The organism is Pseudoclavibacter helvolus (assembly GCF_014191305.1).
GTDB lineage: Bacteria > Actinomycetota > Actinomycetes > Actinomycetales > Microbacteriaceae > Pseudoclavibacter > Pseudoclavibacter helvolus.
Genome location: NZ_JACHWJ010000005.1, coordinates 149,586 through 172,910, shown reverse-complemented (window position 1 = coordinate 172,910; position 23,325 = coordinate 149,586). Strand labels below are relative to the sequence as shown.

The 23,325-nt window shown below is 67.0% G+C and carries 23 protein-coding genes and 3 pseudogenes; 19 read left to right on the top strand and 7 right to left on the bottom strand.

Going from position 1 to position 23,325, the window contains the following annotated elements:
• Positions 1 to 98: 98 nt before the first annotated feature.
• A complete protein-coding gene (locus FHX72_RS15565; protein WP_183626569.1) occupies positions 99 to 1,610 on the bottom strand; it encodes a sugar porter family MFS transporter in 1,512 nt (503 codons plus the stop codon).
• 144 nt (positions 1,611 to 1,754) lie between these two features.
• Between FHX72_RS15565 and FHX72_RS15560 the strand changes: the two genes are divergently transcribed.
• From FHX72_RS15560 to FHX72_RS15500, 13 genes are all read left to right on the top strand, one after another.
• Positions 1,755 to 2,768 (top strand): Gfo/Idh/MocA family oxidoreductase, encoded by a 1,014-nt coding sequence (locus tag FHX72_RS15560; RefSeq protein ID WP_183626286.1) that lies wholly within the window; start codon positions 1,755 to 1,757, stop codon positions 2,766 to 2,768.
• Positions 2,765 to 3,592 carry a TIM barrel protein gene (locus FHX72_RS15555; RefSeq protein ID WP_068481709.1) on the top strand — a complete coding sequence of 276 codons (828 nt, stop codon included), beginning with the start codon at positions 2,765 to 2,767 and terminating at the stop codon, positions 3,590 to 3,592. The genes FHX72_RS15560 and FHX72_RS15555 overlap by 4 nt, the downstream gene beginning before the upstream one ends.
• Positions 3,589 to 4,659, top strand: a complete 1,071-nt coding sequence (locus FHX72_RS15550; protein ID WP_068481712.1) for a LacI family DNA-binding transcriptional regulator — start codon at positions 3,589 to 3,591, stop codon at positions 4,657 to 4,659. Before FHX72_RS15555 ends, FHX72_RS15550 begins: the two co-directional genes overlap by 4 nt.
• Before the next feature lie 183 nt (positions 4,660 to 4,842).
• Positions 4,843 to 5,205 (top strand): PadR family transcriptional regulator, encoded by a 363-nt coding sequence (locus tag FHX72_RS15545; RefSeq protein ID WP_183626284.1) that lies wholly within the window; start codon positions 4,843 to 4,845, stop codon positions 5,203 to 5,205.
• Positions 5,202 to 5,630: an HAAS signaling domain-containing protein gene (locus FHX72_RS15540; RefSeq protein WP_068481717.1), complete on the top strand. Its 429-nt coding sequence runs from the start codon at positions 5,202 to 5,204 to the stop codon at positions 5,628 to 5,630. Before FHX72_RS15545 ends, FHX72_RS15540 begins: the two co-directional genes overlap by 4 nt.
• 108 nt (positions 5,631 to 5,738) lie before the next feature.
• The gene (locus FHX72_RS15535) at positions 5,739 to 6,446 is read left to right on the top strand and encodes a GNAT family N-acetyltransferase (protein WP_183626282.1); all 708 of its coding nucleotides are present in this window, start codon (positions 5,739 to 5,741) and stop codon (positions 6,444 to 6,446) included.
• Between the two features lie 69 nt (positions 6,447 to 6,515).
• The gene (locus FHX72_RS15530) at positions 6,516 to 6,800 is read left to right on the top strand and encodes a hypothetical protein (protein ID WP_183626280.1); all 285 of its coding nucleotides are present in this window, start codon (positions 6,516 to 6,518) and stop codon (positions 6,798 to 6,800) included.
• Positions 6,801 to 6,809: 9 nt separating this feature from the next.
• A complete protein-coding gene (locus tag FHX72_RS15525; RefSeq protein WP_183626278.1) occupies positions 6,810 to 7,166 on the top strand; it encodes a nuclear transport factor 2 family protein in 357 nt (118 codons plus the stop codon).
• Between the two features lie 200 nt (positions 7,167 to 7,366).
• Complete coding sequence (locus FHX72_RS15520; RefSeq protein WP_183626276.1) at positions 7,367 to 8,041, top strand: hypothetical protein; 675 nt, start codon at positions 7,367 to 7,369, stop codon at positions 8,039 to 8,041.
• A 29-nt stretch (positions 8,042 to 8,070) separates the two neighbouring features.
• A complete protein-coding gene (locus FHX72_RS15515) occupies positions 8,071 to 8,238 on the top strand; it encodes an RNA polymerase sigma factor (protein ID WP_167349100.1) in 168 nt (55 codons plus the stop codon).
• Between the two features lie 21 nt (positions 8,239 to 8,259).
• Positions 8,260 to 8,592: a sigma factor-like helix-turn-helix DNA-binding protein gene (locus FHX72_RS19985; protein WP_082775430.1), complete on the top strand. Its 333-nt coding sequence runs from the start codon at positions 8,260 to 8,262 to the stop codon at positions 8,590 to 8,592.
• Between the two features lie 187 nt (positions 8,593 to 8,779).
• Entirely contained in the window at positions 8,780 to 9,262 is a 483-nt protein-coding gene (locus FHX72_RS15505) for a GNAT family N-acetyltransferase (RefSeq protein WP_068481728.1), read from the top strand.
• A 252-nt stretch (positions 9,263 to 9,514) separates the two neighbouring features.
• Positions 9,515 to 9,658, top strand: a complete 144-nt coding sequence (locus tag FHX72_RS15500) for a hypothetical protein (protein WP_183626275.1) — start codon at positions 9,515 to 9,517, stop codon at positions 9,656 to 9,658.
• Between the two features lie 72 nt (positions 9,659 to 9,730).
• Here the strand turns inward: FHX72_RS15500 and FHX72_RS15495 are convergent, their stop codons facing one another.
• Positions 9,731 to 10,432, bottom strand: coding sequence for a helix-turn-helix domain-containing protein (locus tag FHX72_RS15495; protein ID WP_183626273.1), 702 nt, complete (start codon positions 10,430 to 10,432; stop codon positions 9,731 to 9,733).
• Between the two features lie 70 nt (positions 10,433 to 10,502).
• Here FHX72_RS15495 and FHX72_RS15490 point away from each other — a divergent pair.
• The 4 genes and pseudogenes from FHX72_RS15490 to FHX72_RS15470 form a co-directional block, all read left to right on the top strand.
• Positions 10,503 to 10,921: pseudogene (locus FHX72_RS15490) on the top strand (transposase); the annotation flags it as partial.
• 48 nt (positions 10,922 to 10,969) lie between these two features.
• Positions 10,970 to 11,955: pseudogene (locus tag FHX72_RS15480) on the top strand (IS3 family transposase); the annotation flags it as partial.
• Positions 11,956 to 11,995: 40 nt separating this feature from the next.
• Entirely contained in the window at positions 11,996 to 13,393 is a 1,398-nt protein-coding gene (locus tag FHX72_RS15475) for an IS30 family transposase (RefSeq protein ID WP_183626269.1), read from the top strand.
• Positions 13,394 to 13,400: 7 nt separating this feature from the next.
• Positions 13,401 to 13,712: pseudogene (locus FHX72_RS15470) on the top strand (integrase core domain-containing protein); the annotation flags it as partial.
• Between the two features lie 368 nt (positions 13,713 to 14,080).
• On the opposite strand, the gene FHX72_RS15465 reads toward FHX72_RS15470, so the two are convergent.
• The 5 genes from FHX72_RS15465 to FHX72_RS15445 form a co-directional block, all read right to left on the bottom strand.
• Entirely contained in the window at positions 14,081 to 15,139 is a 1,059-nt protein-coding gene (locus tag FHX72_RS15465) for a YihY/virulence factor BrkB family protein (protein WP_068481736.1), read from the bottom strand.
• 104 nt (positions 15,140 to 15,243) lie between these two features.
• Positions 15,244 to 15,825 carry a DUF3618 domain-containing protein gene (locus tag FHX72_RS15460; protein WP_183626267.1) on the bottom strand — a complete coding sequence of 194 codons (582 nt, stop codon included), beginning with the start codon at positions 15,823 to 15,825 and terminating at the stop codon, positions 15,244 to 15,246.
• Complete coding sequence (locus FHX72_RS15455; RefSeq protein ID WP_068481741.1) at positions 15,822 to 16,250, bottom strand: phage holin family protein; 429 nt, start codon at positions 16,248 to 16,250, stop codon at positions 15,822 to 15,824. Before FHX72_RS15455 ends, FHX72_RS15460 begins: the two co-directional genes overlap by 4 nt.
• 11 nt (positions 16,251 to 16,261) lie before the next feature.
• Positions 16,262 to 17,269, bottom strand: coding sequence for a hypothetical protein (locus FHX72_RS15450; RefSeq protein ID WP_183626265.1), 1,008 nt, complete (start codon positions 17,267 to 17,269; stop codon positions 16,262 to 16,264).
• Positions 17,270 to 17,973: 704 nt separating this feature from the next.
• Positions 17,974 to 18,597: a maleylpyruvate isomerase family mycothiol-dependent enzyme gene (locus tag FHX72_RS15445; protein ID WP_095376864.1), complete on the bottom strand. Its 624-nt coding sequence runs from the start codon at positions 18,595 to 18,597 to the stop codon at positions 17,974 to 17,976.
• Positions 18,598 to 18,771: 174 nt separating this feature from the next.
• Here FHX72_RS15445 and FHX72_RS15440 point away from each other — a divergent pair, with 174 nt between their 5' ends.
• Together FHX72_RS15440 and FHX72_RS15435 are read left to right on the top strand one after the other, a co-directional pair.
• Positions 18,772 to 20,010 carry a GMC oxidoreductase gene (locus FHX72_RS15440; RefSeq protein WP_338110147.1) on the top strand — a complete coding sequence of 413 codons (1,239 nt, stop codon included), beginning with the start codon at positions 18,772 to 18,774 and terminating at the stop codon, positions 20,008 to 20,010.
• A 240-nt stretch (positions 20,011 to 20,250) separates the two neighbouring features.
• Positions 20,251 to 23,256: an aminotransferase gene (locus tag FHX72_RS15435; protein ID WP_183626261.1), complete on the top strand. Its 3,006-nt coding sequence runs from the start codon at positions 20,251 to 20,253 to the stop codon at positions 23,254 to 23,256.
• Positions 23,257 to 23,325 lie beyond the last annotated feature (69 nt).

Below are 23,325 nucleotides of genomic sequence, written 5' to 3'. Positions count from 1 at the left end.
CGTAAAGAAGCCCGTGGGATCGGGCAATGATGTCCAAGTCTGTGCCGATCCTACGGGCTGGTCGACCGCTCGCAGAAGCGGTCGAGTTTGTGGGGTGCTTAGCGGTTCTTGCCAAGCACGTGGATGGCTCCCGTCGTGACGCCAACCTCGAGCTTTTCGAGGGTCACGCCGCGGGTCTCCGGAACCTGGGTGATCGTGAAGAGGAGCGCGACCGCGCCGATGCCGGCGAAGAGAAAGAAGACCCCGCTGATGCCCATTCCGGCGATGAGGCTCGGGAAGTAGAGGGCGAGGAAGCCGTTGGTCATCCAGCCGAAGAATACCGAGACGCCGATGCCAAGCCCACGCATGTGCAGCGGGAAGATCTCGGCGAGGTACACCCAGACGGCGACGTTCAAGAACGTCTGCATGGACGCGACAAACGCGACGACCAGAATCAGAATCACAAACGGGCGGGCCGGGTTGCCAACGGGCAGCAGCAGCGAGGCCGCGCCGATGAGCAGGTGGCACGTTGTGGTCAGCGTGAGGCCGATCGCAAACGTCTTCCGACGGTCGACGCGGTCCATCATGGAAAGCGCGATGAACCCACCGATGACCGCAACAACGCCGGGCGCGATGTTGGCGATGAGCGCCGCATCCGCTTCGAAGCCAGACTCGATGAGCACAACCTGGCCGTAGTACATGATCGAGTTGATGCCGGTGAGCTGCTGCATCATCGACACACCAATGCCGATGAGCAGGATGCGGATGAGCCACTTGTTTGTCAGAACGGCTCCGAGGCCAACCTTTGCCGCGGTCTGCTCCTCGTGGGCGACCTGCTCAACTTCGCCGAGCTCGGCGATCGCGCGCTCCTCAGACCGCACCGTCTTGAGCACGGCCAGTGCGTCAGCGTGGCGTCCCTTCTCGACAAGCCAGCGTGGCGACTCGGGCATGCGGAGCATCCCGAAGAACAGGCAGATCGCGGGGATCGCGCAGACCGCAAACATGATGCGCCAGACGCCGTCAACGTGGCCGAGGGTGTTGCCGAGGATCGCGTTGATCACAAACGCCGACAGCTGGCCCGTGACGATGGCAACTTCGTTGCGGCCCGTGATCGACCCGCGGATCTCAAACGGGGCAAGCTCCGCGAGGTAGACGGGCACAACGGTGGATGCACCGCCGACGGCAAGGCCAAGCATGATGCGTCCCACAACGAGCAGCGCGAAGTTTGGCGACGCGACAACGACAACCGTGCCGAGGAAGAACAGGACGGCGAGGATGATGATCGTGCGGCGGCGGCCGATGGCATCGGAAATGCGACCGCCGAAGAGGGCGCCAAACGCCGCTGCGAAGACGAGCGAGCTCGTGACGACGCCCTCCGTGAACGCGTCGAGGCCAATCTCGGCGGCCATGGGGCGCAGCGCGCCGTTGATGACGCCCGTGTCGTAACCGAAGAGCAACCCGCCGAAGCACGCGACGATCGAGATGAGCCCGAGTCGCTTGCGGTACGGGCCTGGGGTGAGTTTGGGCAGTGTCGTCTCTGACGCGGATGCCCCATGGGTGGAAGTGATGAGAACTCCTTTGTCTCGGCTGGTCGCGGCTGGCTCTGGCGCTTGAAGCGGCCCTGGTTTCAGGGATGCGGCCCGTGTCGCGGTGGCTGACTGGACGCAACCTTATACGTACTAGACGCCGAGCGCTAGTACGTAATAGGCTGACCCTGCTGGGCGCACCCAGCAGCACAGTGTCGTGTCGGCACGGCCGTCCCCAGGAGAAACACCATGACCACGAACCCCCTCATCCGCGTCGCCCTCATCGGTGCCGGCCGCATCGGCAGCAACCACGCAACGCTCATCGCCCGCGACATCCCGAACGCCGAGCTCATCGCCATCGCCGACCCCGTCGAGGGCGCCGCGGCGAAGCTGGCCGAGTCGCTTGGCGTCGAGCAGTCCTACACGGACATCGCCGAGCTCCTCGCCCGTCCCGACCTCGACGCGGTCGTCATCACAGCCCCGCCCCGCTTCCACACCGCGCTTGTCGAGCAGGCGGCAGCGGCCGGGAAGGCGATCTTCTGCGAGAAGCCGACCGGCGTCTCGCTCGAGGAGCTGCGCCGCGTCGAGGCCGCCGTCGAGCGCCACGACGTCGTCTTCCAGGTCGGCTTCAACCGCCGCTACGCGAACGGCTTCCCCGAGCTGCGCTCCGCCCTCGATGCGGGAGCCCTCGGCACGCCGCAGCTGCTCCGTTCGGTGACCCGCGACCCGGGCCTCGCGAACCCCGCCGCGATCCCGCCGTTCACGATCTTCCTCGAGACGCTCATCCACGACTTCGACACCCTCAACTTCTTCAACCCGGGCGCCCGAGCGACTTCGGTCTACGCGGTCGCGGATGCGCTTGTCGCTCCGGACTTCAAGGACAAGGGCCTGCTCGACACCTCGGTCGTCACGATCCGCTACGACAACGGCGCCATCGCCACAGCTGAGGCGAACTTCTCGGCCGCCTACGGCTACGACACTCGCGCCGAGGTCTTCGGCAGTGCCGGCATGGCCACGGCTGGTGAGCTCGCGGCGTCGAGCCTCCGCCTCTACGGCGCGGCCGGCGCATCCTTCGACACCGTGCGCGCCGACACGCAGCTCATGCGCGCCGCCTACACGGGCGAGCTGCAGGCGTTCGTCAACGCGGTCGCCGGCGTCGAGAGCCCGCGCCCCGGCACGGAAGCCGCGCTCGAGGCCATGGTCATCGCGCTCGCCTGCATCGAGTCGGTCAAGACCGGCGCACCGTCTGAGGTCGTCCGATGAGCGCGGCAGTTGCGGGTACGGACGCTGGCAGCTCCGCGGCCTCACCGTTTGTGCTCGCCGCCTGCGCGGAGATGCTCTTCCTCGACCTCCCGTTCGAGGAGCGCGTGCGGCGCATCGACGAGGCCGGGTTCGAGGTCGAGATCTGGCGCTGGTGGGAGAAAGACCTGGAATCGCTGGTCGCGACCGGCGCGACGTTCGGCTCGATGTCTGGGTACATCCGCGGCGAGCTCATCGACCCGGACGGGGCCGACGCGATCGTCGCCACCGCGCGCGAGTCGCTTGAGGCGGCGCAGGTGCTGAACGTGCCGCGCCTCGTGATCCACGGCACGGGCCTCGACAACAACGGCCTGCCGGTGCGCCCGAGCGCGCACACGACCCCCGCCGACTGGCTGGCGGCGCTGCGCACGCTCGAGCGCCTCGCGAAGCTCGGTGAGGAGTACGGCAAGGTCTTCACGCTCGAGAACCTGAATCACGCCGTCGACCACCCCGGCGTGCCATTCAACCGGGCGAGCGACACGATCGCGCTCGTCGCGGCCGTCGACAGCCCGCACCTCCGGCTGAACCTCGACCTCTACCACGCGCAAATCGGCGAGGGTGACCTCGTCGACCTGTGCGGCCGCGCGCTGCCGTACATCGGTGAGATCCAAGTGGCGGACGTGCCGGGTCGTTGCGAGCCGGGTACGGGTGAGATCCACTACCCGCGGGTCGCGCGGGCGCTCGACGAACTCGGCTACACGGGGGTTGTTGCGATGGAGGCGTTTGCGTCCGCCGACTCCGACCTCGCGCTGCGGAGGTTCCGGGAGGCCTTTAGCATCGGTGTATGAGCGACGCTGACGCACGAGACGCCCGCCGCCCGGTGCGACCGGGCGGCGGCAAGCGCGTCACGATGCGCGACGTCGCCGACGCGGCCGGCGTCTCGCAGCCGCTCGTCTCGATCGTCATGCGCGACGTGCCGGGCGCGAGCCCGGAGTCACGCGCGCACGTTCTCGAGGTCGCGTCCCGCCTCGGCTACCGCCGCGACGAGCGGGCGCGGATGCTCAAACAGGGTCGGTCGCGCCTCATCGGCATCGTCTTCCACGCCGCGCAGCCGTTCCACGGCGAGCTCATCGACGAGCTGCAGCTCGCGGCGCGGGAAGCCGGCTACAACGTGTCGCTCGCCGCGGTCACGAGGCGTCGAGGCGAAGCGGACGCGATCGAGGCGCTCCTCGGCGAGCGAGTCGAGGGGCTTGTGCTGCTTGGCGCGTCGCTGGCAGAGGAGGAGCTCGAACGCATCGCCGACGAGGTCCCGGTTGTCACGGTGGCCAGCCAGTACTCGTCGGCGAGGTTCGACAGCGTCTCCATGGACGACGCCCGAGGCACCGAGCTCGCCGTTCAGCACCTTCGAGAGCGCGGGCATACGCGCATCCTGTACCTCGGGGCGCCCGGCGTTTCTGGCGACGAGGTGCGCACGGCGACGTTCCTCGAGGCAACGACCGCGGCCGGGCTCGGTGACGAGGTCGCGGTCGTCGCGGGAGGAGCGTCGGAAGCAGCCGGCGCGAAGGTGATTGAGGACGCGCTCAAGCACCACCCGGACGCCACCGCCGTGATCGCCTTCAACGACCGCAGCGCGCAGGGGGTAGTCGCGCAGGCGCGGCTCCTCGGCAAGCGCATCCCTGAGGACCTCGCGGTTGTCGGCTTTGACAACTCAGAGCAGGCCGAGCTGCCGTACCTGCAGCTCACGAGCCTCGCCCAGGACCCGGCACAGCTCGCCTCCACCGCCGTCGAGATGGTGGTGGGGCGAGTGGATCCGACCGCCGAAGGGGAGGCGCCACGGACTGGCGAGCACCGCATCCTGCCGACGAAACTCGTGGTGCGCAGCAGTAGCGGCGACCCGGCACCGAGCTCAAGATGACGGCTCGTGGAAAGTCGGGCTCCGATCAGCTCGGAGGTCTGCTGCATGCTTGCGGCGGTCACGCTGCGGGGCGAGCTCTCGTCCGACCGCCGTTGCGATGGGTTTTCCTCGAGCCTCTGGAGCACGAACCGATCCTCCCGCTGCTAGGTAGAGATTCGTACTAGTCCGTGCCATGATCTAGTCATGGAATCGACCAACTGGCCCAGCGAGTGGGTGCGAGCCGCGCTTCCCAGTGCCGTGCTCGCTCTCGTGAGCGACGAAGACGCCTACGGCTACTTGATCGCGCAACGACTTGGAGCGGCAGGGTTCGGCGCGATCAAGGGCAGCACGCTGTACCCGCTGCTGGCGCGCCTCGAGCAGGACGGCACCCTCGCGTCGACGTGGCAAGAGGGCGATGGAGGGCCGGGTCGCAAGTACTACTCGATCGCTGAGTCGGGCAGGCGTCTGCTCGATGAGCATCGGTCCGCCTGGGCAGATTTCACGACGAAGACGTCGGCGCTTTTCGCCGACGGGAAGCCTCTTGACCTCGAGAAGGAGACATCATGATCCGCACGGAGCACGACGACTACGGTGCTGAGCTGGCGGAGGAGCTCGAGCTGCGCGACGTCCCGAACGAGGCCATCGAGCGCATCGTCCGTGAGGTCAGGAGTCACCTCGCAGAATCTGGGGAGGATCCGCGTGACTCATTCGGCTCGCCACAGCACTACGCAGACCAGCTCGTCCCGCGTTCGTGGACGCGTCGGATGCTCTGGCCGATCGTCGCCGTCGCGGGGCTGCTCGGGGCCGGCGCGGGGTTCATGTTCCTGAGCGGCGCCTTCGGGCTGATCGACCCCTCCGTGCAGCTGTGGGGATTGGCTCCCGGTGTGCGCGTCGCCATCAGCGGGGTGTTCCTCGCCGGATTTGTCGGTCTTGTGGCCTGGATGGCCGTCGGGTCGCGTCGGCGGGCTGCGTCGTGGAGGGTTCGATCGTAGATCTCGCGCTGTGTATCGACGCTGGAAGACGCCGGTGACGGGGCAGTTGTTGTCGAGTGATCAGCACCACTGGCGCAGTCCTCCCCAGTGTCGGGCAGTATGAATGCCGTGTTCTCCTCGTTCGTGACCGACCAGTGGATGCCGGCTGCGCTGGATGCGGGCGTCAGCGACCTGGCTTTCGTTGTGGTCGACCCCTCACTGCCCGAGAACCGATCCGGTGCTCGTCTGCGTGTGGAGGCGGGTCCGGTGCTCGTCTCGCTGACGCCAGCACGCGCCCGTGAACTCGAGCTTGCCGATGGGCATCGCATCGACGATGCAACGCTCGGGGGTGTTCTCGATCGTGCCGGCGTAACGCTGAACAGCCCGGATCACCTCTTCTATCTGACGCTCGACGAGCAGGCCGCGCTTCGTGGCGAGGGGCCCCGCCACGGAACGCGGCAGCTGACGGAGGCGGACGCTGCCGCCTTCGAAGAGTTGGTCGCTGCGGCGCCCGAGGCTGATCTCGACGAGGCGTTCGTCGAACTCGACCACTGGCTCGTGTTCGGCACCTTCATCGGTGACAGGCTCGCATCCGCCGTGAGCATGTACCCATGGGACGGCACTCGGCTGGCTGACCTCGGCGTGATCACGCTTCCCGAATTCCGCGGTCGAGGCCTCGGTCGCACGACGGTCCGAGCAGCGAGCTCGGCCGCTCTGGCGCTGGGGTACGAGCCGCAGTACCGCTGCCAGGTGGACAACTTCGCGTCCGTTGCGCTCGCGCGGGCCGCTGGTTTTATGAGCTTCGGGCTCTGGGAAGTCATCATCGATGAGGCATGACGAGGCATGACGAGGCATGACTGGCTCGCACAGGGAGGCTAAGTCGGTAGCTCGTGCCAGACTCGCGGCATGAAGAGAGCATTCTTGATCTCGGCTGGCTTCTTCCTGCTCGGCGCCATCGGAGTCGCCGTGGGCGCCGGCTACGGACACGTCTCGCGTCTCGACCCGAGCTTCGGTACCGAATGGCTCTCGGAAGTTGCGCTCGGCGCCCGGTACGGGGGATTGCTCTTGCTGGTGCTGAGCATCCCCGCCGTGGTCGTGCTGGGCCTGCTCAGCTTGTTCCAGATAGCTCGGGCGGATGCGAAGACCGCTACGTCAGCCGTGGCTCATTCCGACGAGCTGACGCGTCGATAGGGTCGCTCTATGTGGGAGACGGAGAGCGAATGCTTCGCGGACATCAAGAACGTTGAACTCGCGCTGCTCTCATCGTCTGTTCGGGCGGACTCCGCCCAAACGTCCTTGTTGCTCTCCGCGGACTTCGCGGAGGTCGGACGATCCGGGCGTCGTTGGACCTATGCGGAGTCGGTGGCGGCCCTGGAACTCGAGGAGGAGCGCCCGCGTCCACGCACATCCGAGTGGCTCTTCAATCGTGTGAGTGAGGAGCTTGTGCTCGTCAACTACGTGATCCACGAGCCCGGCCAGGACAGTCGGCATGTGTCGCTCTGCGACACGCGAGGTCCCACCCTCCGGTATCACCAAGGGACGCTCATCCCGAGCTAGCCGTCCGTGACGACGAGCGCAGAGAATTTCACAACCCTCGCGTGCGGGTGACTTATCTGGTGGATCGGGAAGTGTCACGGGTCGCTCACCGCCCCGTGAGCCTCGTCGGGACACTCAGCGAGGAGTTTTGCTTGCCGCGTTAAGAATGGGGCGCATCCGGACATATTCGTAGTGAAGGGCAGCCACTGAGGAGGGACGACATGGCCGACATGGATGAGATCGACGATCTGATGCGCCGAAGCGCGCCGCCGGCGCTGGGATCGGACCCCAAGAATGCAACGGAGGCGCGCTTGATCGCGCGCGCAGTCGCGACCGAGCGACGGCCACCCCGCTCGCGGTTACGCACGGGGCTCGGAGCCGCGATCCTCACCGTCGGACTCGTGGGCGTGGGCACGACGGCTGCGGTTGCCGGGCCGACGCTGCTGGGCTGGGTCGGGTGGGTGCCGGACGCCTCCGTGCAGCGCACGTTCGAACTCGACGCTGGGAGCGAGATCGGGTTCTGCGCTGTCGTCGCTCGCGTTGTTCCCGAATACGGCGGAGGACTCTCCGACACCGAGGTAGACGGCCGCACCGAGGAGGCGCGCGAGTTCCTGGCCGACTACGACTGGGGTCCGGTCGTCGCGTCGATCAGCCCCGAAGATATCGGAGCCGCCTTGAGAGCGGAGCAGGCCGAGCGCGAGGCCTCGGAGGAGCGAACCGGAGGTGGAGGAGGAGCCTTGACGGACGTCCCCGATGCGGACCACGGCGTGGTTGTCAGCTCGCTCATGGGTGACGAGATGATGCGGGTGTTCGAGGAGGCCGGTTATCTCGACGGGGGAGTGTCCCTCGAGATGGCAGGCGAGTGCGGAGCCGAGACGCCCGGGGGTGCCGCGTGATCCGCAGACGTGGACGCGATCACCGGGAGGTGAAGCTCGAAGCACTCCACGATGCGAACGCGGCTGACCTGCTCAGTTACTTCGGGAGGCGCGTAAGCATCCCGGCCGACGCCGCCGATCTGCTCAGCGAGACGTTCGTCGTGGCATGGAGGCGCATCGACCACATGCCCTCCGATCCCGAGCAGGCTCGGATGTGACTCTTCGGAGTCGCACGCCGCATCCTCAGCAATTCGATCCGCGGTTCAGCTCGCCACGCGTCCCTGACCCTCAAGCTTCGTCAGCGCCTCGAGGAGCAACCCAGCCCCGCGACCGATACCGAGACGCTCAAGGCACGCGAGACGCTCGACTGCCTACCGTCCGAGCAGAGCGAGCTCGTGCGCCTGATCCTCTGGGATGGCTTCACCCTGCCCCAGGCCGCCACGATCCTCGGGATCAGGGAGTCGACAGCTCGAGGTCGCTACCAGCGTGCCCGTTTGCGGCTCCGAGAGCTGCTGCGCCCAGATGAGCCCTCAGTAAGCACGCCCGGATCGCAGCGTGAAGCTGGGACTTGAGGTTTCATGGGCGCCCGCACGCGCGCGGATGTGTCGGAGCAGCTCAGGAAGGTGCCCGTGGATGATGACTCAGTCGCCCTCAGCCGGCATGTGACGGCGCGAGGCCCGATCCGGTGGAGGCAGCCGATCCGGGCACGAAGCGCAGCTCTCCTGGACGCGGCTCTGACGAGTCGTGCAGACTGCGGCCATGACAATCAGGGTTCGCTTGGCGCTGCCGGAAGACGTGCATGCCGTCAGGTTCGTCGGGCACGCCACCTGGCCCGCCACCTACGGACCTGAGATGGGTGCTGAGTACGTCTTGGCCGGACTCGACAACTACTGGAACTCTGACGCGATCACAGATGCGATCCAGAGGGGGTGCATTGATGTCGCGGAGTCAGCAGACGTCATTGTTGGCATGACCCACGTCGAAGAGCTCGGCCCAGATCTCGTGATGTGGAAGCTGTACGTCGTGCCTGATCAGCAGCACCAGGGCACCGGGCATGCCCTGGTCGGCTCGGCGAAGGTTCGGGCCGTGGCTCACGGCAGTGACCTCCTGACGGAGTACGAGCCAGGGAACGAACGCGTGCGCGGCTTCTATGAGCGTGAGGGCTTCGACGCGACGCCGGCCCCGTGGCCTGGCACAGATGCCATTTGGCTGAGGTGGCGAAGCGGGACAGTGCCGCACTAGTCGGGCTTCTGGTCCAGGCTCTTCGGCGGGGAGAGACGCGGGCCGCTCCGTCTCCGGCGTCGCGGCACGCTTTCTCTGGCGAGTGTCCTCGTCCTCAGATCCCGCGGGCAAGTCGAGGCACAGGAGCCATCCGCGCGTCGGGAGCTCCACTGGCTCAGCGGTTACCATCGGCACATGGCTGCGAACGAGGACACGCAGACACCGATCGCGATCTGGTACTTCGTTGGTGCGACGTTCATCTTCGCCTGACCGATGACGCTGTTCCCTGACATGGAGTGGTGGGTGCGCGTCGGCACCCTCGTCGTTGGCTTCGCCCTGGTCGCGGTCGGCGGTTGGCAGCTCAGTCGTGAGATCCGCGGTCGGAACCGCCGCCCCGACCAGCCACCGCAGGCGTGACGAACAGCTTCCTGGGCTGCCCTTCGCTCTAACGAGGCGCAGCGCCGCAAGGGTGCGTCAGTCGCGCGGGGATCAGGCGAAGAGCAGGCGGTCGTCCGCGCACTCCAGTGCCTGGAACTCTCGCGGTCCGATGCCGTGGAAGCGACTGAAGGCGCGACTGAAGTTCGACAGCATGGTGTACCCGACCCTCGAGCTGACGCTGCTCGCCGAGGCGCCCTCGTGGAGTAGCTTGCGCGCTATCCGCATCCTGGCCGCAAGTTGCCACTGGGTGACCGAGAGCCCGGTGTCGTGCTGGAACGCGGCGCGCACCTCTGCTGCCAAGTCGTTGTGGGCAGCCTCGGCTGACGTCCCGAGCGTCTGAAGAAAGCGCGTTGCCACCGCCCGCGCCGCGGCATGTTCAGGCATGGGCACGGAGCGTGCACGATCGACGGCTACCTGCGTCTCAAAGGCGTCGATGACGTGAGCGTGCAACGGCCACTCCAGTCGAGGGTGGAAGCCGTGGTGGTAAGCGGGGCGCACGAGGGTGCTCGTGCTCGCCAATGCCCACAGCAGCCATTCGTCCCGGACGCGGGAGAATCGCGCCCGTTGCGGGCGCTCCAGCCGCACACAATCGGTGCAGAGGATGCTCAGTGATACCGCCGCGCGCGGTACCTGCTCTACCACTGCGCCCGCTGGTAGCCACAGGACTTCGCCCTGTCTCCCAATCCAGACACGGTCGTCGTAGCGAGCGTGCAGCTCACCATCGCGAAGCCACACCATGACGTTTTCGGTCAAGGGACTGCTGAGGGTTCGGTTGACTCCTGATGTGTGGTGACCGATGGTCGCTGCTGGATGGATGGCAGTCATGCCAAAGCCGTATCCGGAGGAGTTCCGCCGGGATGTCGTCGCCGTCGCGCGCAAGGGAGAGGCACCCCTCGCGCAGATCGCGAAAGACTTCGGGATATCGGAGAACTCGATCACGAACTGGATGAAGAAGGCCGATATCGAGGACGGGGTCAAGCTCGGTGTCGCCTCGGCCGAGTCGACTGAGATGCGTGATCTGAAGCGTCGCAATCGCCTTCTCGAGCAGGAGGCGGAGGTGATGCGGCGGGCGTTGGCGTACTTCGCTTCGCGCGAGGTCGGCCCAAAATGATGTTCCCGCTGGTCCTTGACCTTGCCGCTGACGGGATCGCTGTCGCGGTGGCCTGCCGGGTTCTGGGGTTCACGAAACAGGCGTTCTATGCCTGGAAGAAGCGAACGTTCTCCGACCGGGATTGGGACGAACCGTCCTAGGTTTGGTGCCGTTTCCTTTCGAGTTGAAAGGATGGCGTCATGCCAAAGAAGATTGATCCCGCGCTGCGTGAGCGAGCAGTGCGGCTCGTGCGGGAGCACGGCAGTGAGTATCCGTCGAGAGCGAAAGCGATCGCGGCCATAGCCCGGCAGGAAGGTGTAGGCCCGGAGTCCCTGCGGCGGTGGGTGCTGCAAGCCGAGATCGATGCCGGTGACCGTGACGGTCCGACCAGCGATGAGCATGCGGAGATCCGCCGCCTGAAGGCGGAGAACAAACAGCTCAGAGACGACGTCGCGGTCCTGAAAGCGGCGACGACTTTCTTCGTGGGGGAACTCGACCCCCGCAACCGCTGATTATGGCCTTCGTCGATCAGCTCCGCGCCGAGGGGCTCGCGGTCGAGTCGATCGTGCGCGTCCTGCGAGAGCAGGGCGTGCAGATCGCCGCGCGCACCTACCGAGCCTGGAAGCAGGGGCGCGTCTCGCCGCGAACCGTCACCGACGCCATCGTCGAGGACGCGGTCGGGGACGCCGCGTGGAAGACCAGCGCCGACGCGAGCGGGACGAGACGTCGGAAGCTGACTCCGGAAGGCCTGTACGGGCGGAAGAAGATGACCGCCCTAATCCGTCGCTCCGCGATCGCCGACGCTTCGCGCGGCGCGGTCGACCGGGCCATGCGTTCACTGGGCCTCGAAGGTGTGACGCGCGCGAAATCGACCCGGACCACGATCCAGGCCAAGGACGGCATCCGTGCGGGAGATCTCCTCAACCGCGACTTCACCGCTCCCCGCCCTGACCACACGTGGGTGACCGACTTCACCTACGTGCGCACGTGGGCCGGTTGGGTGTACGTCGCGTTCATCCTGGACGTGTTCTCGCAGCGCATCGTCGCCTGGCACGCGCAGACCGGGAAACACGTCGATCTCGTTCTGACGCCGCTGCGGTTGGCGCTCTGGGAACGCGAACGACAAGGCCACCCCGTCGGGCCGCAGCAACTGATTCATCACTCCGATGCTGGCTCTCAGGGCGGATTCAATCGGTCGTCGCAACACCCTCATCCGGAGGTGTTCGATGGTTCGACGACAGCAAGCAGCAGACAAGGCGATTCGACCGAAGCTTCGGTCTCCCGGGCATCCCAAGTTCCAGCGGCCGGTCGAGGCGGCGTTCTGGGGACACATGGCGGCGGGATTGTTGGCGGAGGAAGCAGCTCTTCTTGTCGGCGTGGCGCCCGCAGTCGGCGCCCGCTGGTTCCGTCACGCTGGCGGCATGGCACCGTTCGACATCACCCAGCAGCCAACAGGCCGCTACCTCTCCTTCGCGGAGCGTGAGGAAATCGCGCTGCTAAAAGCGCAAGGCAAAGGCGTGCGTGAGATCGCACGCTCGATCGGTCGTGACGCGGGAACCATCTCTCGTGAGCTGCGACGCAACGCCGCGACACGGGGCGGGAAAGTGGAGTACCGGGCCTCGGTCGCCCAATGGAAAGCTGACCTGACCGCGAAGCGACCGAAAGTCGCGAAGCTTGTTGCATTCCCGCGATTGCGCGCCTACGTCGAGGACCGCCTCTCGGGAAAAATCACTCGCCCGGATGGCACGGTCGTCACGGGGCCCGAGCCGCCACGGTTCACGGGCCGAGGCAAGCCGCACCGCAAGGACCGAGCGTGGTCATGGGCATGGAGTCCGGAGCAGATCTCGCACCGCCTGAAGATCGATTTCCCGGATGATGAGTCCATGCGCATCAGTCCCGAAGCGATCTATCAGTCGCTCTACATCGAGGGGCGCGGCGCGCTCAAGCGCGAGCTCGTGTGGTGCTTACGCACCGGACGGGCGCTGCGCGTCCCACGGGAGCGATCACGGCGAAAGACCTGGGCGCACGTCACACCCGAGACCCTCATCAGCGAGCGCCCGGCAGAAGTAGAAGATCGCGCCGTTCCAGGGCACTGGGAGGGCGATCTGGTGATCGGGCTCGAGCGATCGGCCGTGGGCACCGTCGTCGAACGCAAGACTCGATACACGTTGCTCGTTCATCTGCCTCGCGAGGAAGGCTACCAACACAAGGCGACACCGAAGAACGGCCCGGCGCTGGCCGGCTACGGGGCGCTCACGATGAAGAACGCCCTCGCAACCACGATGTCCAGGCTGCCCGCGCAACTGACACGCTCGCTGACCTGGGATCGCGGCAAAGAAATGTCCGCGCACGCGCAGTTCCGCGTCGAGACGGGCATCCCCGTGTTCTTCGCCGACCCACAATCTCCATGGCAACGCGGCACGAACGAAAACACCAACGGGCTGCTGCGCCAGTACTTCCCGAAAGGCACCGACCTCTCCCGCTGGGATGCCGAGGACATCGATGCCGTCGCTCACGCGCTCAACACACGCCCCCGCAAATCACTCGATTGGAAGACACCCGCGGAAGCACTCAACGAGCAGCTACTCTTGCTCCAACAACTCGGTGTTGCAACCACCGGTTGAGTCCGGTCAGTACACGTCTGTTCGCCTTACCGAGCACCTCGCGATCGAGGGCATCGCTCCCTCGATCGGGACCGTCGGCGACGCGTACGATAATGCACTCATGGAGACCATCAACGGCCTCTACAAAGCCGAGTGCATCCGCACGACCGTGTTCCACGACGGTGCGTACAAAACGGCCGCGGACGTCGAATTCGCCACCGCCGGCTGGGTCGATTGGTACAACCACCGAAGGCTCCACGGTAGCCTCGGAATGGTCAGCCCCCAAGAATACGAGGCGGCCCACTACGCGACTCTCAACAGAGAGCCGATCCCCGCATAGAAGCGGCACAGAACCTGGGACGGTTCAGCAACGGCGTGGCGAACAGAACCACACACACCCAGTCAGCGTGCATTCCCACTCGCCCCCCTCTCGTCTGCGTGTCGATGGACAGCCAGACCAGCTCCTGGCCTCAACGCACTCTACGCACGGAGACTCCATCACGAACCACCACGCTGCCGGGGAGAACAGGACTGTGGGCAACCCGCAGTTACGACGAAGATCCCATCTTCGTTGCCGTCGCACGGGATACGTCCTGTGGCCGGGCATCCGCCCCGCGAGACCGCTCGGTATGTGGAACATGGGGGTGGCGATTGCGCCTCGGCTCACGAGTCGGCAACCGCCACCAGGGGGCCTGCGAAGACCCCCGGTTACTGGGTGTCCTTCGCTTCGGTGCGGATGCGGCGTCCTTCGGCGATGTCTTCCGCTTCTTTCTTGGCGGCTTTGTCGCTGCGTTTCGTGTCTCGTGGGGGCAGCTGGATGTCTTCTTCGGCGGCGATGCCGGCCTGCAGTTGTCGGCCTCGTTCGAGCTCAGCGTCGAACTCGGCGCCGAACAGGAGTGCGTTGTTCGCGATCCACAACCACAGCAGGAAGATGATGACCCCGGCCAGGGAGCCGTAGTTCTTGTCGTAGTTGGAGAAATTCGCGACGTAGAACCCAAACGCGACGGTCGCGATGCCGAGGATGAGGATCGCGAGGAACGCCCCCATGCTCATCCACCGGAACTTGGGTTGCTTCGCATTCGGGGTCGCGTAGTACAGGATCGCAACGACCAGGATGACGACCAGCGCGAGCACCGGCCATTTCGCGATGGACCAGATGGTGGTGACGGTCTCGCCTACCCCGAGGGCGCTTCCGATTGCCTCGGTCACGGGGCCGGAAACCACCAGAATGATCGCTGCGATCGCGATCAGCACGATCGCGATGAGGGTCACCAGTAGCTGCTGGGGCTTGAGCTTCCAGAAGGGGCGGCCTTCTTCGATCTCGTAGATGCGGTTCATGCCGCGGCTGAACGCACCCACATACCCGGATGCGGACCAGATCGCGACAGCGAGACCCGTGATGAGCGCGAATCCTGCCGCGGGGGAGGACGCGAACTGCTCGATGGGGCCGCGGATCACGTCCGCGGCGCCACCTGGGGCCGCTTCGTCGACGATGCCGAGGACCGCGTCGGCGGCGGCCTGTCCCTGGCCGATGACGCCGAGGAGCGAGAACAGTGCGATGAGGGCTGGGAAGAGCGCCAGGACGGCGTAGTAGGTGAGGGACGCGGCAATGTCGGTGCATTGGTCAGCGGAGAACTCGCGCACGGTCTTCCCGGCGACGTATTTCCAGGACCGTTTGTGGATGTCCGTGGGGCCGTCGGGCTTGCGCGCGTCGTCCGGGTCTGGAGCGGTGAGCTTTTCGCTGGCGCGTGGGGTGTCGGTTGTCATCGTCGTGCTGCTTTCTGGATCGTGCGGAGATGAGGTGGAAAGGGCAACGGCCGGGATGCGCAGTATGCGCATCCCGGCCACCGCCGTCTCGGCGTAGTGCGGGGTCAGGAGCCTTGCTGCTGCACGGTGTGTTTCGCGTCCTGGGCGGAGCCCTTGACGGTTTCCGTGGACGAGCTCGCCTCCGACTTCACCGTCTCCGCGGAGCTCGTCGCCTCACCCTTGACGTTCTCCGCGGCGCTCGTGGCAGTGTCCCGAACGGCGTTCACAGCGTCGGTAGCTGGTTCTTTGAGTTCGGCGGCGACGCCCTTTGCCGCATCCGTCACCTCGTCGACGAGCGGCTGGGCCACATCCTTGGCTTTTGACGCGACCTCCTTCTCTTTCTCGCTCACCGGGATAAGGGAGGACAGGAGCCAGCCGGCTCCGAGCGCGATGAGGCCGACAGCGAGCGGGTTGCCTTTCGCTTTCTGCACCACCGTGTCGGATGCGTCGCTGACGGCACCGCCAGCGTCATCGCGGGCGCCCATGATGGAGTCGCGGACGCTGCCCAGCTTGTTCTTCACTGCCTCTGTCTGCCGGTCCACGATGTGTGAGGGACTGACCTTGTCGGCGAGGGCGTCGACGTCACTGCCGAGGCTGGAGCGGGTGCGTTCGATGTCAGCGCGGATCTGGTCTGGGTCGTTCGTCATCGGTGATCTCCGTTCGGGTTGAGCGTGTCGGGAATCTGCTTAAGGGTGTCGACGGTCTGCGGAGCGCCGTCCACCGTCTTGAGCTTGCTGCGGCCGACCGCGAACAAGGTCGCGGCGATGATGCCCCAGATGACGGCGACGACGACCGCGGACCAGGCGTTGCCGATCAGGTAGCCGAGGCCCCACCAGGCGGCCACGGAGAGAAAGAACACGGCCATGAGGCCCGCGTAGCCGCCACCGCCGAGGAGGCCAGCGCCCGCACCGGTCTTCTTCGCCGATTCGGTGAGCTCCGCTTTCGCGAGTGCCACCTCCTGGCGCATGAGGGTGGAGATGTCGGAGGTGACGCGGCCCATCAGATCACCGAGGGAGGTGTCTCCGACGGGTTCCGCGGGGCGGTGGGGAGGGGGTGCTGGATAGTCGCTCATGCGCGCGCCCCTTAGAGTCCCGCGCCGCGCGGCGGGAGCGTGTCGTCGTCGTCGGCTGCTCGGTGCAGTGGCGTGTCGTCGGTCGTGTACGCGGGGGTGTCGTCACCGAACGCGTACGTGTTCGGCTCGGTCACCGGGGGCGGGGTCGACCCGTGTTGCGGGGGAGTGCCGATCTGCGGGCCCGCCTGCGTCCCGGTGCCGACCGCGCCGGATCCGCCGTCGCCGATCGAGGTCGTCCCGCTGTCCGCGGTGTCGTACGTGTCTGCGGCGGTGAACGTCGCTCGCGTCCGGGACTCCTGCGGGGTGGCGGCGGCCGTGCTGCCGTCCTCGTGGTCGTCCTTCGCGGCTTCCGCGAGAGACCGGGTGAGGCGGCCTGCGACGAGGCCGGTGATGGCCGCGATCGCGATGAACGTGCCGGGCTTGCGGCGAGCGAAGGACTTGACCTCGTTCACGACCTCGCCTGGTCCGCGCGCTTCGAGCCAGTCGCCGACAGCTCCCGTCAGCTCGGCCGATCGGCGCACGAGTTCACCGGCGATGCCGTGCGCTTCCGACTTCTCGACCATGTCGTGGAACTCGCCGCTGAGGGACTTGAGCCCGGACGCGGCGCGCTCCTGCTGCTGGGAGGCCTGCTCGGTCAGCTGCCGAGTCGTCTGCCGGTACAAATCCTTGGCCTGCACTTTCGCCTCGCCCGCGACGTTCTTCGCCTCAGCCTTGGCGGTACCCGCCACATTCTTGGCTTCCGCCTTCGCCGTACCGGCGACGTTCTGCGCCTCAGCCTTCACAGTGTCTTTCACCTCCGAGGCCTGCTGCTTCGCGGCATCCGTGCGCGACGACGAACCATCGCTGGGCGTCGTAGACGTTAGAGCAGGCGGCGGCGTACCGGGGGCGACGCTGTCGAAGAGCGGGGTCGGGTTGGGGGCTCTGAGCCGCGCTTCGTCGCTCAGGGGCCCGGCTTCGGCGTCGCTCCTCGACTCGAACGGCTCATCCGAGGGGGAAGCCGGGGGATACAGATTGGACATTGTGGTCCTTTCGTTCATGAACTCCGGGGACGTTGCTCGCGACAGACGCAACTGACTCCACCATTCCCCTCCCCCAGTGCCAGAAAGATGGCAACACCGCACGCACTCGGGCAGAAGTGAGGCGTCTAGGCTCCAGAAACACCAGATGAAACACGCTTTTACGAGGCCACGGCCACCGATCCTGATACTTGGATGGGAGAACCCACCCTTCCCCTCCCATGGTGTGATCTGCTATGTACCGGCAGTCCTATTGCGATGGTGGCCGCCAGAATGCCCCGCGCCCATCCGATCGCCGCTGACAACTGAGAGCCAGTGTTCTCAGATCAGAGGTACGCGAATGCTGTGACGCCCGTGCCAAGAAGCGTGAGTAACACAGTGACGCTGATGAGGAGCGCTTCGAGCGGCATAGCGCGGCCCACGCCCCAAGAGGACACGACGCGACGAACGACCCGTGTGAGCCCTCCATGGCGCCAGTCATGCCCCCAAGGTCTCCTTCACTCCTCACGGGGGTGTCCTGTCCGCAGCATGGCGAGAGGGGCAGCCCGTTTGAGCCGGGCCAGATGCGTGGGACTCGTGCTGCGGGCACGGGACCCCCACCCACAAGGACCCCCGAAGTGTTCGCGAAACCCATGGGTTTTGGGTCGTCCCGATGCGACAGCGGTAGCCACCGACGAACACTCGGTCGTCCGAGAGGTAGGTTCGCGCTACTTCGCAGCAAGAACCGACGCGCCGGACCCCGAAAGTTGCGGGAGGAACGCGCTCCGCCCGACCATGGCCATAATGAGCGCGAGCGCAGGTCCTCGAACCACGTCCCCCCGTCCCACGACAATGTCCTGATCGGTCGCTTCAAGCTTGAGGCCTCGAACCCGCTTCTTGGCGACCACCACCTGGTCCGTGCTCGCGTAGTACCGCAACAGTGCCGCAAGGACTACGGGCGGATACGTCCGCTCAATCCCCAACGACCAACGGATGTCCTCACCGTGCACGACCATCTCACCCAGCAGCGCCAACCTCGGCAGAGGAGGCGACACACGACTGCCGACCGTCGCCGCGAACCGGCGCAAGGTGTCCACACCGTCACGACCGAGCTGCTCGCGGAGACGATCATGCACCTGCTGATCGAAGTCGAACCGCGCACGAACGACGCCAGCAAACCATCGCGGCCCAGACACCGCCCCGCTGACCGTCATATGCGCCAGTACCTCTCGCACCGAAAGCCCCGCGCACAGCGAAGGCAGCGCCCACCGTGACGGCTCCAGCGACTCGAGATCCGCTACCACCGACCTTCGCTCGGCATCAACACTGGACCAGACGTCATCCCGATTCACTCCACCATTGTTTCTGGAGCAGTCAACAAAGTCCACGCCTCACCGTCGCACACAATGGCCTCTGTGCCCGACTTCAAGCTCGCGAAACCCTAGGGTTTCGCGACGTCTCACCTCTGAAGCAAGGTGTCTGGGTGTGGGTGCGAGGGTCCGCGACCTCCGGAATCTCATAACTATGTGTCAGAACTTCTCCGCCGGAATCCGCCGGCGCACTGGACGTGCGCGACGCCAGCCCCGGAGTTCAGCGAGCGCGTCGACTTCATCGAGAGCGACGAGTGGGAGGAGCTGCTCGCCAACGCCGAGCAGCTGCTCCACGTGCAGTCGGCGGCCTTCGCCGACTCCGGGGTCGGCGAGGCCATCCGCTCGCTCCTGGCCGAGGAGTTCGCCGCCGAGCTGCCGGACGGGTTCGGTCCAGGCACCCTGCCCGTCGCGGGCGACCAGCAGCCAGACGGCACGGTGCGCTGGGCGGGCGCCGACGTCGTCTTCGGCCCGCTCGTCGAGGCAGGGAACCCGCTCGCCGAGCGCTTCGAGCTGCGCGACCTCACCCTCGTGCGTCGGGTCGAGCGCGACGGCGACGGCAAGGGCACGCGCGTCACGGGCGTCACCGTCGAGGACCTCCGCACGCGCGAGCCGAGCTTTTTCGCCGCGGACGCCGTCGTCGTCGCGGCCGACGCGTTCCGCTCCCCGCAGCTCCTCTGGGCATCCGGCATCCGCCCGGCCGCGCTCGGCCGCTACCTCACGGAGCACCCCGTCGTCATCTCGACGGTGGCGCTCGACCCGGAGGGCATGGCCCGCTTCGCCGCGGACGCCGACCTCAAAGAGGAGCTCGCGCGGCGCGCCCTCAACCCCGCCGACCCCGTGGGCGCCGTCAACCGCATCCCGTTCTCGGAGCCAGACCACCCCTTCTCCCTGCAGGTCATGTACGCCGAGAACCCGCCGTTTCCGCTCGACCCCGCGCATCCGCACGCCGGCAACCGCTGGGGCTACGTCAACATGGGGTACGGGATGCGCAAGCATCCGCGCGTCGAGGACGGCATCACGTTCCACGACGACGAGCTCGACTACCGCGGCTTCCCGAACATGACGGTCGAGTATGCGCTTACCGACGTCGAGAAGGCGGAGATCGCCGAGGGCGAGGCGCACCTGCGCCGGGCCGGCGAGAAGCTCGGCACGTTCATCGCCGAGCCGCGCCTCCTCCCCAACGGGTCGAGCCTCCACTACCAGGGCACGATGCGCGCCGGATCAGCCGACGACGGCACGACGGTCGCCGACCCGTACTCGCGCGTCTGGGGCACGGACAACCTCTACGTCGGCGGCAACGGGCTCATCCCCACCGCCACGACCATGAACCCCACCCTCATGAGCGTCGCCATCGCCGTGCGCGGCGCCCGCAAGCTCGCGGAGGAGCTGGCGTAGGGCGAGGGTCTTCCGGGCGTCGTTCGGCCCGGGACTCCTTCGGCGTCGTGCTCTTTTCTCGGACTCCTTCGTCGGAGTCTCGGGATGGGTTCCTCACCTCCGGATGGGTAGCAACCCATCCCGAGATGAGGAACCCATCTCGAGTCGTGGGCGCCACTCCCCGCCCGTAATGTCGGCGGCCGCCGCTAGCATTGCCTCGGTTCGACCGCTTATTGGTCGACGACTCGAAGGGGAGCAGCCTTGGCCGAATTCTCAGAGGGCCTTCCACGGCCGAACGTCACCGTCGACGAGGTTCGTCGCCTCGCGAGCGAGCTCTACGGCGTCTCCGGCGAGGTGCGCGAGCTCGGCAGCCAACAAGACCGCAACTTCTTGTTCACGGAGCCAAGCTCAGCCTCCGAGCCCGATGGCCGTCGGGTCCTCTTCAAGATCAGCAACCGCGCCGTGCGCCGCGACGAGATCGAGGCGCAGAACGAGGCGATGCAGCGGATGCACGCGGCAGGCCACCCGTCGCCGGCCCCGATCCCGAGCGTCAACGGCCGCGAGATCGAGGCGGCCGAGGTCGACGGGGCCCCGCACAGCATTCGCCTCCTGACGTTTGTCGAGGGAACGCCGCTCATCGACTTCGAGCACTTCTCGGCAGAGACGATCGCCGCGATGGGCACACTCGTCGGGCAGGTTGTCGCGACGCTCGGCGACTTCGAGCATCCGGGACTCAACCGCGAGCTGCAGTGGGACTTGCGAGTCGGCGAGCGGCTCGTCGAAGAGCTCATCAACTACGTCGCAGACCCGGAGCGGCGGGCACTTGTGCTCGGCGCGCTCGAGGACGCCACGGCAGTGCTGGCACCGCTCAAGGACTCGCTGCCCCTGCAGGCCATCCACGGCGACCTCACCGACGACAACCTCGTCGCGACCGCGGGCGAACTCGGGCGACCCCAGCTCTCGGGCATCATCGACTTCGGGGACGTCGGCACCGGCTGGCGCATCGCCGAGCTGGCCGTCGCGTGCACGGCGGTGTTCCACCACGACCCCGCGCGCCCGCTCGCCGTGCTGCCGCTTATCCGCGCGTTCGACGAGGTGGTGCACCTCACCGACGCGGAGGTCGACGCGCTCTGGTCGCTCATCGTGCTGCGCGGTGCGACGCTCGTGGTCAGCGGCTTGCAGCAGGTCGCCATCGATGAGGGCAACGACTACGCCGAGGAGGCGCTCGAACGCGAGTGGACCATCTTCGCCGTCCCCGCCGGTCTCGACTCGCGCGTCGCGACGGCCGCCATCCGGCGTGCACTCGGCCGCAACGTGGTGCCCGGGCCCGGGCCCGGTTCGGCTTCTGGCGGCGTGACGATGCTCGACGCGCAGCTCGCGCGGAGCGCCCGCGTCGTCACGCTCGACTACACGAGCACGTCCCTGCGCGACGGGTCCTGGCTCGGTGAAGAAGGCGCCGAGGCAGAAGCCCAGTTGCTTCTCCTCGCAGCGCGGAGCAGCGGGGTAGCGGCGACTCGCTTCGGCGAGCCCCGGCTCACGCGATCGGTCGGCGTCACCCACGACGCCCCCGTCAACGTCGCAACGGGGGTCGAGCTGTACAGCACAGGCGACCTCGCGCTCGTCGCTCCCTTCGACGGGCTCGTGTCGGCGGCCGATGGTCACGTCACAATTTCCGACGGGGCTCGCACAATCGTCGTCGCCGGTGCGCGAGGACTCATCGAGGGCCGCTCCTTGGAAGGCGAGAGCCCCGAGGAATCCACGCGAGTCCAGGCGGGGGAGCCGTTCTGCGAGATCGCCGGCTGGGCGCAGGTCACCCTGCAGCTCGGCGAAGTATCGGCACTGGATGCGGCGGCTGCGCCCGTCCCGCGCTTCGTGACGACCGAGGAGTTCCCCGCCTGGCTCGCGGTGATCGGCGACCCGAGCGAGCTCGTCGGGCTCACGCCGAGCGACGTCCGTGCGGGTGGAGCCGAGGAGACGCTCCGCGCGCGACTCGACGCCTACGCGCCCTTGCAGGGCCACTACTACGCGCATCCGCCGCAGATCGAGCGCGGCTGGCGCGAGATGCTCATCGACACCGACGGCCGCCACTACCTCGACATGGTCAACAACGTGACGGCGCTCGGCCACGGGCATCCCGTGCTCGCCGACGCCGTCGCGCAGCAGTGGCGCATGCTCAACACCAACTCCCGCTTCAACTACGCGTCGGTCGCCGAGCTCGGCCAGCGCCTCCTCGACACACTGCCCGACACCTTCGACACGGTGCTGCTCGTCAACAGCGGCACCGAGGCGGTCGACCTCGCGCTGCGGCTGACTAAGGCGTTCACGGGCCGCGACGACGTGGCGTGCGTCGAGGAGTCGTACCACGGCTGGTCGTACGCGGCCGATGCCGTCTCGACCTCGACGTCGGACAACCCGCTCGCCGCCGAGCGGCGCGCGCCGTGGGTGCACGCGTTCGACGCTCCGAACGCCTACCGGGGCACGCACCGCGGCGATCGCGCTGGCGAGCTGTTCGCGGCGGATGCGATCGCCGAGCTCGACCGCCTCGCCGCCGCCGGCACTCCCGTCGGCACGTTCATCGCCGAGCCGCGCAACGGCAACGCCGGCGCCATCGAGGTGCCGGCCGGCTACCTCCCCGCCGTCTACGACGCCGTGCGGGCCGGCGGGGGAGTGGTGATCTCCGACGAGGTGCAGGTCGGATACGGGCGCCAGGGCGACGTGTTCTGGGGCTTCGAGCAACACGCTGGGCCCGACGGTGAGGCGATCGTCCCTGACGTCGTGACGGTCGCCAAGGCCATGGGCAACGGGCATCCGCTCGGCGCCGTCATCACGCGCGCGGAGATAGCGCAGGCACTCGCCGATCAGGGCACCTTCTTCTCGTCCGCCGGCGGTTCGACCCTCAGCGCGAAGCTCGGCGTCACCGTGCTCGACATCATGCGCGACGATCGCCTGCAGGAGAACGCACGCGAGGTCGGCGGCCACCTGCGCGAGCAACTGCTCGCCCTCGCCGAGCGACAGCCGCTCATCGGCGCGATCCACGGGCGAGGCCTCTACCAGGGCATCGAGCTGGTGCGCGACCGCGAGACGCTCGAGCCCGCCGCCGCCGAGACGCGGGCCCTCTGCGACCGGATGCTCGCCCTCGGCATCGTCGTGCAGCCTACGGGAGACCGCGGCAACGTCCTCAAGGTGAAGCCGCCGCTCTGCTTCACGAAGGAGAGCGCCGACACCTTCGTCGCGGCCCTCGACGAGGTCCTCACCCGCGGCCTCTGACCGGCATCGTTCGGCGGTAGACTCGAATCCCGGTGTGCCGGGAAGTCTGGTCGGCGGCCGAGCCGCACT